Raw genomic sequence first — 2191 nt, forward strand, 5'->3', positions numbered from 1 at the left:
ATACTCAAAAGTTGGATTTTTCCACAGCCAATTTCTCACCAGCAGAAATTCAAAAGCAAAACCAGGATTTGGTGAACCATGCTAATGACTTCCTAACTGATGAAGACAGTGGCTTACCGGTTTTCTTAGAACCAGAAGCCGTGCAATTACTTAGCTTCTGGTGCCGAACTCCGCAACAAATGCGCCGGTTTATTAGTATCATCCTGAATGCTAAATATCGAGTTGAAAAGGATCATCAAGATATTGGGGTTCTAATCCCACTGGACGATGAAGAACTTAAACCTTTGATGACTAAAGCCTTGAGACGCTACTTTAACGCCCTTAGAAGCAATGAGAACCATATCAAGAACGTGGAGAACTACTTATACGGTACTATGCAAAACCTATTTGGCATTTGGTGGAATAAACAAGCGGCTAGAGAATATGCGGCCAAACACCCCGAAGAACAGAACACTGACAATGGGCCTTCTTGGAATTAAACGTCATATAGGCTCATTTAAGCCGTTTTAAGTGTTACATGCATAATTATATTAAAATCGTTTTAAAATCGCTTAGAAGCAAAAATAGACACCTTGAGTGGCTGAATTGGCGATGACTGAACTAAGGGAATGTGAAAGGAGCTTTTTAAATGACCAAATCCAGCAAAGAAGTCGAAACAATTGAGCAATTGTTGGCTGACCCATGGGCAGTCGATATTCAAGACGTTTGGGAGCAAGCAGCCCATAATCCAGATCCTGATAAACGCAAGCTGTTTGACGCGTTACACACTTACCTCTTAGATAAACGCCAAGAACAAATCATCAATGAAAAGCATTTCGTGATTTAACATGAGTGAGCTAAAGAGATACATCATTGTGGCTGGGATAAACGGCGCTGGTAAAAGCACTTTATATCGCGCGAGGCCCGAATTATTTACTCACTCCAAACGATTAAATGCCGATGAAATCCTACAAAAAATGGGTGGTGATTGGCATAAAGAGCGTGATAATTTTAGGGCAATGCTCGAAGAAATAAAACAACTCCACGCGGCTTTAGATACCGGGCAGAGTATTCATGTTGAAACAACCTGGCTGGCCAAGGTAGGACGCAATTGAATTTAATCGATCGGGCCCACAAGAATGGCTTTGAAGTAACGCTTTTATACGTGGCGTTAAAAAACGAAAAAGTCGCAATTAATCGGGTTCATGAACGAGTCAAAAAAGGTGGGCACGGAGTACCAGACGAAGTTGTAAAAAAACGCTATAATCAATCAAACCATAATTTAGCAGCGGTTGCATTCAAAGCTGATAACGTTGTGATCTACGATAATAGCCAAAAATTTGTATCAGTTTACAGACGAGAGCATGACCAGGTGATCAAAAATAATTTGCGTGATTTTCCTTGGATAAATTCCAAAATTACCTTTGAAGCAGCTATACAGAAACAACTAAATGACTTTGTTAAAAACAATCCAGATTTAAAAGTTAGAAATCCCATGAATGATTCAGAAAATAAAAACGATCGGCCTAGTTATTAGGCTGATCGTCTTTAAATTTATTCGGTTTATGGGCATTAACGTAATTGGCAAATATTTTTAAAAGTTCTTCGGTTTGTTCGACCGATAGGTTATCAGCTTGAAAGTATTTTTCGAGCAAAGCCCCTTTTTGAATTAATCGGCGAGAACGGGCTTTGCGGGCTTGCCGATTTTCGTAGTATTTAGATTGCCGTAATTTAAAATCTTCTCGCTCAATTTTTTGTTTTAAACGCGCTTGTTGTTCAACTAGTTTTTCATATTGATTAGGCATAGTCATTACCACCTAACTATTATCGGTTATTTTGAGCTTGATTTAAAAAGGCGGCAACTTTTTTAGCAATCATTTTAATCTGTGGAGTGGTAAGTGTCCCATAATCCAAATTGGCTGATCTAATGATTTGCTTACCGAGATTTTGTTCAATTTTATTTTTTTCAGCTTTAATATTTTGATTAAGCTGTTTTAATTTGGCTTCTTGTTTTTCTAAGTTACTTTGAGACATAAGGATCCCTCCAATCGTATTAAAAATAATCACCGACACTATATCATACAGAGAACGTTAAGTCAAAGGATGAAAGTTGAAATAGCGAAGCGGAAGTCATACACTATAAGTAAATTTAGGGGAATCAGAAGGCCGAGTGAAACGAGGTCAATGCGCACTTACACATAGAATAAATCCT

At 38.2% G+C, this 2191-nt stretch carries 3 protein-coding genes and 2 pseudogenes; 3 read left to right on the forward strand and 2 right to left on the reverse strand.

The features are described from left to right. From ACKTR2_RS10150 to ACKTR2_RS10160, 3 genes and pseudogenes are all read left to right on the forward strand, one after another. Nucleotides 1-479: pseudogene (locus tag ACKTR2_RS10150) on the forward strand (replication initiator protein A); the annotation flags it as partial. A gap of 149 nt (nt 480-628) precedes the next feature. Continuing rightward, nucleotides 629-826 (forward strand): hypothetical protein, encoded by a 198-nt coding sequence (locus ACKTR2_RS10155; RefSeq protein ID WP_084988368.1) that lies wholly within the window; start codon nt 629-631, stop codon nt 824-826. 1 nt (nt 827) lies between these two features. Next, nucleotides 828-1516 (forward strand): annotated as a pseudogene (locus tag ACKTR2_RS10160) (zeta toxin family protein). On the opposite strand, the gene ACKTR2_RS10165 reads toward ACKTR2_RS10160, so the two are convergent. After that, entirely contained in the window at nt 1506-1784 is a 279-nt protein-coding gene (locus tag ACKTR2_RS10165) for a hypothetical protein (protein ID WP_075141395.1), read from the reverse strand. The pseudogene ACKTR2_RS10160 and the gene ACKTR2_RS10165 overlap by 11 nt on opposite strands. Before the next feature lie 19 nt (nt 1785-1803). Continuing rightward, nucleotides 1804-2013 (reverse strand): hypothetical protein, encoded by a 210-nt coding sequence (locus tag ACKTR2_RS10170; protein ID WP_065937746.1) that lies wholly within the window; start codon nt 2011-2013, stop codon nt 1804-1806. Nucleotides 2014-2191: the final 178 nt, after the last annotated feature.

This window comes from Furfurilactobacillus curtus, from assembly GCF_045862785.1.
Taxonomy (GTDB): Bacteria; Bacillota; Bacilli; order Lactobacillales; family Lactobacillaceae; genus Furfurilactobacillus; species Furfurilactobacillus curtus.

Coding starts and splice junctions, on each gene's coding strand:
- ACKTR2_RS10170 (WP_065937746.1), bottom strand. CDS start 2,013: ATGTCTCAAAGTAACTTAGAAAAACAAGAAGCCAAATTAAAACAGCTT.
- ACKTR2_RS10155 (WP_084988368.1), top strand. CDS start 629: ATGACCAAATCCAGCAAAGAAGTCGAAACAATTGAGCAATTGTTGGCT.
- ACKTR2_RS10165 (WP_075141395.1), bottom strand. CDS start 1,784: ATGCCTAATCAATATGAAAAACTAGTTGAACAACAAGCGCGTTTAAAA.